Source organism: Sulfitobacter sediminivivens (assembly GCF_042611115.2).
In the GTDB taxonomy this organism is placed as follows: Bacteria; Pseudomonadota; Alphaproteobacteria; order Rhodobacterales; family Rhodobacteraceae; genus Sulfitobacter; species Sulfitobacter sediminivivens.
The window spans coordinates 1-6,603 of sequence record NZ_JBHGAR020000047.1 but is presented as its reverse complement, the minus strand read 5'-3'; the positions used below and the strand labels follow the sequence as shown (position 1 = coordinate 6,603).

5 protein-coding genes are annotated in these 6,603 nt (G+C 56.0%); 4 read left to right on the top strand and 1 reads right to left on the bottom strand.

Translation table 11 applies throughout. The features are described 5' to 3' along the window. Positions 1–548: 548 nt before the first annotated feature. The 4 genes from ACEWL3_RS20435 to ACEWL3_RS20420 all read left to right on the top strand — a co-directional run bounded on the left by ACEWL3_RS20435 (position 549) and on the right by ACEWL3_RS20420 (position 6,018). Positions 549–2,591: an AAA family ATPase gene (locus ACEWL3_RS20435; protein WP_386177858.1), complete on the top strand. Its 2,043-nt coding sequence runs from the start codon at positions 549–551 to the stop codon at positions 2,589–2,591. Between the two features lie 432 nt (positions 2,592–3,023). After that, positions 3,024–3,578, top strand: a complete 555-nt coding sequence (locus tag ACEWL3_RS20430) for a hypothetical protein (protein WP_435001611.1) — start codon at positions 3,024–3,026, stop codon at positions 3,576–3,578. Continuing rightward, on the top strand, positions 3,575–5,347 hold the full coding sequence (locus ACEWL3_RS20425) for a phage terminase large subunit family protein (protein ID WP_386177854.1): 1,773 nt from the start codon (positions 3,575–3,577) through the stop codon (positions 5,345–5,347). The genes ACEWL3_RS20430 and ACEWL3_RS20425 overlap by 4 nt, the downstream gene beginning before the upstream one ends. Before the next feature lie 62 nt (positions 5,348–5,409). Continuing rightward, on the top strand, positions 5,410–6,018 hold the full coding sequence (locus tag ACEWL3_RS20420) for a hypothetical protein (protein WP_386177852.1): 609 nt from the start codon (positions 5,410–5,412) through the stop codon (positions 6,016–6,018). A gap of 306 nt (positions 6,019–6,324) precedes the next feature. On the opposite strand, the gene ACEWL3_RS20415 is transcribed toward ACEWL3_RS20420, so the two are convergent. Further along, the gene (locus tag ACEWL3_RS20415) at positions 6,325–6,585 is read right to left on the bottom strand and encodes a hypothetical protein (protein WP_386177850.1); all 261 of its coding nucleotides are present in this window, start codon (positions 6,583–6,585) and stop codon (positions 6,325–6,327) included. Positions 6,586–6,603 lie beyond the last annotated feature (18 nt).

Genomic DNA, 6,603 nt, shown 5'->3' with positions numbered 1-6,603 from the left:
CCTCCCCCATTTTATAATAACGAGTGAATCAAACGACTTGCCTCAAAGCAACAAGACTTCTTCAACAAAATAGGCTCATTGCTGCCGTTAGCCGCGGAAAAAACGAAGGTCGGCTTCTTGGTTTGACACCCCAATTCAGCAATGGTTTTAGATCGAATTATGGGTTTTGGCACCCATATGACACCCAGAGCACTTTTGGGCATTTATCAAAGGCCCTGCAAGAGACTGCTATCATATTGATTTAGTTTGATAAATAGTGGTGCCCGGGGGCGGGGAAAACTTAGCCTTTTCAAACATATAGTTAGGCAAAAGTGGGACACCTGAATGTTCCACTGTTTTACTAGGTTTTTCGGAATAATTGTCCCACCGGATAGGCGATCTAGCCGCCGGGAATCGCACCACCTCATTCCTACATAAGCAAAGAAAAACGCCGCCCCAGAAGCCAAGGGACGGCGCTAACGGCGTGAGGAAACGCCTGAACATCCAATGAGGTCGAGATGCAGAGCAATGTTATAACATACCAAACAAATGAACAAGGGGTTTCCCCGTTGGATCATCCGATTGACGTGGCAGAGTTTGGAGACCGCCGCGCGATAAAGCACCGCCAGAAAACCGTGTCTCTCAGAGACCTTTCAATGCGGCTGCCCCCGGCCAAATCCAAAGAGACCATGACGCATATTAAGCTGGGGACGTTCTCGGGCGAACCCACGGCCAAAGGTTCCTATCGGCACAACGCAGCCCATGTGACCGTCTCTGGAGTAGAAGGTGACTACGACCAAGGCACAATGTCCCCGCAGGACGCGGTTGCCGCGCTTGCAAATGCTGGACTCGCTGCACTGGTCTATACCACGCCAAGCCACCAACAGGACGGCAAGGGCCACCGCTGGCGCGTCCTCTGCCCGCTGTCTACCGATACCACGCCCGGCGAACGGGCTGACCTGCTGGCACGGGTTAACGGCGTTCTTGGCGGTGTGCTTGGCGATGAATCGTTCACGCCGTCACAGTCTTTCAACTATGGCCGGATCAAGGGCAACCCGGACCCCGAAGTGCATCTGGTAGACGGCAGGTTCCTTGATCAATGCGCCGATCTGGATGCCGCCGCTATCGGCAAACCCACGGCAGACCGTGGCGAACCGGGTATCGCGCAAGACCTGTCGCACGACACGTTCCGCGTGGATAAAGCCAAAGGCATGCTGGAGTCCGCTGCCGAGCGGCTTGCAGATACTGATGTTGCCCGAAATGAAGTGCTATGCCGTGAGGCATATTTGCTGGGCGGACTGTTAGCGAACAACCTGTTGGACCGCGAGTCCATCCTCGACGCCTTGCTGCCAGCGATGGCCGAGTCAGGATTCACCGACGACCATGCTGGGGGTGACGAGTCAGAGGTCACCCGTATCATAGTTGCCCAGCTAGTCGCGGGGGCCAAGCACCCGCTGGACCCCTTTTCCCAGATGGAATTTGACGACGAGCCGGAAGAGTCCACGTTCAGCCAAGAGATTTACGACCTTCTAGGCGACCCCCCGAAACCCGCCTTTCTGGAGTCCGCGTCCTGTCTTGCTGGCGTGGCAATCCCGCCGCGTGAGTGGATGGTCTCAGACCTGATACCGCACCGAACTGTGACGATCTTAGGGGGCGACGGCGGTACGGGTAAAAGTCTAGTCGCGCTACAACTTGCTATCTCCAGCGCAGCCCGGACAGACTGGTTAGGCCAGAATGTCGAACGCCCCGGCCCCGTGGTCTATATCAGTGCAGAGGACGAACGCGACGAACTGCACCGCCGCATGGCAGACGTGACCCAAGAGGCCGGCCTCCAATTCACCGACCTGTCAGACCTCAATTTCCGTTCCCTTGCTGGCGAGAACGCAATCTTGGCTGACCTCGACCGTCGCACTGGCAAGATGCAAGCCACGGCGTTGTTCAAGATGCTGGATAAGAACGTGAAGGCGATCAAGCCCACTCTGGTTGTCCTCGACACGTTGGCTGACCTTCACAGCGGCGACCAGAACGACCAAAGCCACGCACGGCAATTTATCACCCTGTTGCGTGGCCTCTGTGTCCGGCACGGCTGCACGGTCCTGTTGTTGGCGCATCCGTCGCTAACAGGCATTAATTCAGGCACGGGGACAGGCGGTTCAATGGCATGGGGCAACAGCGTCCGGTCCCGCCTCTACCTGCGCCGCGTCAAAGAGGACGGCACAGAGGCAGACCCGGACCTGCGTATCCTTGAGACTATGAAATCAAACTACGGCAAGATTGGTGGACAGGTCACTTTGCGCTGGCAGGACGGCGCGTTCCACGCGGTATCTGCTGAGGATGAGTCCGAGATGCAGGCAACGGCAGAACACGTCTTTCTAGTGTTGCTGGATCAAGCCACAGAGATAGGCCAAAAGGTGTCGCCGCACACCGGGCAGAACTATGCGCCCGCCATGTTTGAGGCTGAGGCCAAGGCTAAAGGCGTATCCAAGACCGCGTTGATTGCAGCCATGCGGACGTTGATCAAGGACGATATGATTGCCGTGGATACCGTGGGGCCGCCGTCCAAGCGGCGTTCGGTTCTCGTGAAAAGCCACGGGGGGTTCACCGATGACTAAAAACCTCTGCGAAATGCCCCTTCCAACGGCCTACCAACGCCCTTCCAACGGTAAAATGGCCCTTCCAACGCCCTTCCAACGGGGTGCCAACGCCCCGATTTACCCCTGCCAACGCCCTTCCAACGGCTACCAACGACCCTGTTCCAACGGCTACCCCCTAAAGGGGGTATCTGGCCCCGTTGTGCGGGGGCCGATCCTACCCCTTGGGGGCTTATGGGTTGATCCAGCATCCCTTGAACCGGAGACCGGAGTTATTCCAGTCCGGGTTGAGCGGGTCCCTCTGGGCATCTGCGCCGATGCGGGGACCGTAGAGCGCATCCTTTGAGCCGATCATGAAAATTACATTCGACCTTCCACCGATGAACTGAAAACTAGAAAGCCCAACAAATGATAGACCTAAGCATTGACCAACTTTTAGACTTCGATCCCAGCGTGGAAATTCCCGATGACTTGGAAAACTCTGCCGTGCTTGCGGATTGGCTGGGCCTTTCCAGCAGCCGGATAAACCAGCTTGCCCGTGACGGGATTTTTGAGCGTGACTTTCACAATGGGCAATACGCCTTCCCGCTCAAAGCATCCGTGCAAGCCTACGCCGAACATCTGCGCAATCGGTCTGTCCGGTCCAGCGACCCACGGCTTGCCGACGAAAAGTTGCGCGTTGCCGCCGGACAGGCTGACAAGCTGCAAATCCAAAATGACAAATCCCGTGGCGAATTGATCCCCGCCGCCGCCGTCCGGGCAGAGTGGCTTTCGGTTGCCGCTGACCTCAGAGCGCGACTGTTGGCCGTCCCCAGCCGCGTTGCCGCCAAGTTGTCACTGGACCGCCCTGCGACGGCTGCGCTGGACGTGGAAATGCGCCGCGCAATGCAAGCCTTGGCCGAAACTGTAAACGAGGGGGTTGAGGGGGCCACCCAAGACGCTGACTTGAACCTGTCGCAGTCCGATGTAGCTGCCGACACCCAAACGCCTCTGGAGGGCCAAAAATGAGCAATTCTGCCCTTGCTGAAATCCGCACTGAAACCTACGCCGCATTGCGTCCGCCGCCGCCCGTCAACTTGCCGGAATGGATCGAATCACACGTCCGGCTTCCGTCCGAGGTCAGCGCCCAAACCGGACCGATGACTTTGACCCCCGTGCAGCGCGGCATTGCAGACGCAATGGGCGACCCCGAAATTGAAAGGGTGACTGTCGTTAAGCCCGTCCGCCTTGGCTACACGTCCCTGCTCACATCGCTGGTTGGATATTACTGCGATAGCGACCCCAGCCCAATCCTTGCCGTGCATCCGACAGAGTCAGACGCGCGCGGCTGGATTGTGGATGATGTGGAACCGATTTTCGCCGCGTCCCCGGACTTGCGTGGCCTGTTGACGCTGGAGGCTGACCCGACCGGGCGTTCAACACTGTTGTCCCGGAAATTCCCCGGCGGTTCGCTCAAGGTCATCGCAGCCAAGAGTCCAAGGAACCTTAGACGCCATAACGCAAAAGTTTTGATCCTAGATGAAATCGACGGCATGGAGTCCGGTGCCGAGGGCAGCCCGATCACCTTGGCGGAACGCCGCACCCTGTCTTTCCCTGATCGAAAGATTGTAGCCGGATCGACGCCGACTTGGGAAGATACGAGCCACGTCCTGCGCCTCTACGCCCAAAGCGACAAGCGCCTCTTTGAACTGCGTTGTCTCGACTGTGAAGGCTACACCGCGCCCCGTTGGCAGCACATTGAATGGGAATCCGGCAAGCCCGAAACCGCTGCGTTCGTCTGCCCACATTGCGGCGTGGTACAGCCCGAAACCCGCAAAGCTGAGATGGTGCAGCAAGGCCGTTGGGTCATCACTGCCCCGGATGTGAAGAACCATGCCGGGTTCAGGACGAACGTGCTAGTCTCTACCCTGCCCGCCGCAAGCTGGGGCAACATCGCCCGCGAATTTCTTGCCGCCAAGGATCATCCTGACTTGCTGCAATCGTGGACCAACACGCTAATGGCTGAGGGTTGGCGGCAGGCAGGCGAGGAACTGGACGAGTCTGCCCTTGCTAACCGCCGTGAACCGTTCAGCCTTGAAAACTTGCCAGAGGAAACGCTTGTCCTGACGTGCGGCGTGGATGTGCAACACGACCGCTTGGAAACTGTCACCTTGGCGCATAGCCGGACAGACACCTTTGTCGTGGATGCCCGCGTGTTCTGGGGACCCGTGAACGATTCAGATGTGCCTTGGGCTGAATTGGACGCCTTCCTCGCCCAAACACATATCCACCCCGGCGGGGGTATCTTGCGGATGGACGCTGTTGCCGTGGACTCCAGCGATGGTCAAACGATGGACCGGGTTCTAGGGTTCTGTCAGCCCAAACTGTCGCGCCGCATTGTGCCGATCAAAGGGGCGGACGGGCAGCGCCCCGCAATCCGGGCAAGCGCCACCAAGGGGCAGCGGCTCTTTATCGTCGGCGTGGATGGTATCAAGGCGAATCTGACAGAGCGTCTTATGCGCGGCACGTCCATCCGGTTTTCCGACACTTTAGACGCACGGTTCTTTGAGGAACTGGCAAGTGAACGGCGCGTTGTAAAATACCAGCGCGGCGCACCGAAAGCATCATGGGAACGGATTCCGGGCAAACGGGCTGAGGCGCTGGACTGCGTGGTCTATGCCTTGGCCGTGCGGAATCTGGTTGGCGTAAATCTAGATATTCGGGAAAAGGAACTTGCGGACCGGGGCACAGCAACGCCCCGGCAGACCGTTGTAAAGTCAAAGTGGTTATCCATTTGATTAAAGCACAGTAAGCTGAAAATATCCTGCTAAGGTAATGAGATTTTAGTCTGGATTATTAGATGCCGGGATCAGCCGCGAACTTTTTCGAACTTTCGTTAGTTTTACAGATCGCTCTAGGGTCGGGGTATTTGGCTTATGCTACCTCATATGCTGGTCTAAGACGCGATCACAATATTGGCGATCAACTGTCAATCTCTCTCGTTTTTAGTGCAATTGCTCTTATTTTAGCCAACTCAACCGCTTCATGGGATGACGGCTGGCGTGTTGCATTCACATTGGTTTCTACAATGCTTGTGGGCGTAATATGGCGCGCGGCTGGACGGCCAATTTGGCATTGGTTTCTTCGCAAGACTGGAATTCACCGGGAAGACGGGGTCCATTCTGGGTGGGCCGCACTTGTTCAAACCAAAAAGGGAGTCAGCCAAGCAACGGTATACACTCAAGATGGCCGAATACTGCATTTGTCAGACCGTGCGCCCTATGAAAATTTAGAATGGGGCGGCCTGTATCTATGTGGCGATGGAAGCGTCACAATGATCGTCGAAAGCGATACAGATGCACAAGGCTCCGAAATATTGCGTGAAGACATTACTGATCTGAACTGGGGTACTAGATACACACACATCCCGGCAGATCAAATCCGCCGTGTAGAACTTCGTCTAAAATAGCTACTTTTTTGGCGGAGGCGCGCTGCTTGTTGTGGCTGGTTTTGGAGATGCTCCGTCACCAATTCTACGTGAAGTCATTTTAATATCTCCTCAATTACTTTTTGGGTGGAGGTTTGCTTCCAGTATTAGGAATGCGCGGGGATACATTTAGGTCGGGTTTTGGAGTGTTAGAAGAAGTAGAAGGAATCTTAGGTGATGCGCCTTTTTCGAATTTCTCGGTAGGTACTCTCTTGTCACTCATAGCTCTTGTTCCCTTTGAAATCCTCTGTCTATCCTAGCTACTGATCATAGCGACGAAATTCAAGTTCAAGTCACTCCAATATTTACAGCGATCTTTTGTGCCTTAGCCAATGCAATCCGTGGGCATGTAAACGGAACGTCACGAAACACCGCCCCCATTGTTCCAATCTCTACACGATGCAGACAAGGATAGAACACACCACCCTCTGCCAATGCCTGCGGCAACCAATCGTGGTTGGCCCCTTTGATAATCTCCCCCGTGGCAGCGGCGATTGCGCCGGGTGAAGGCCACCCGATAGACCGGACAAATTCAAACAGATTGTGCATTTCGAGAACTCCTTTTCA

What these genes read in the sequence shown, in the direction of transcription:
- ACEWL3_RS20420 (WP_386177852.1), top strand. Translation starts at nt 5,410, where the DNA reads ATGCCGGGATCAGCCGCGAACTTTTTCGAACTTTCGTTAGTTTTACAG.
- ACEWL3_RS20425 (WP_386177854.1), top strand. Translation starts at nt 3,575, where the DNA reads ATGAGCAATTCTGCCCTTGCTGAAATCCGCACTGAAACCTACGCCGCA.
- ACEWL3_RS20415 (WP_386177850.1), bottom strand. Translation starts at nt 6,585, where the DNA reads ATGCACAATCTGTTTGAATTTGTCCGGTCTATCGGGTGGCCTTCACCC.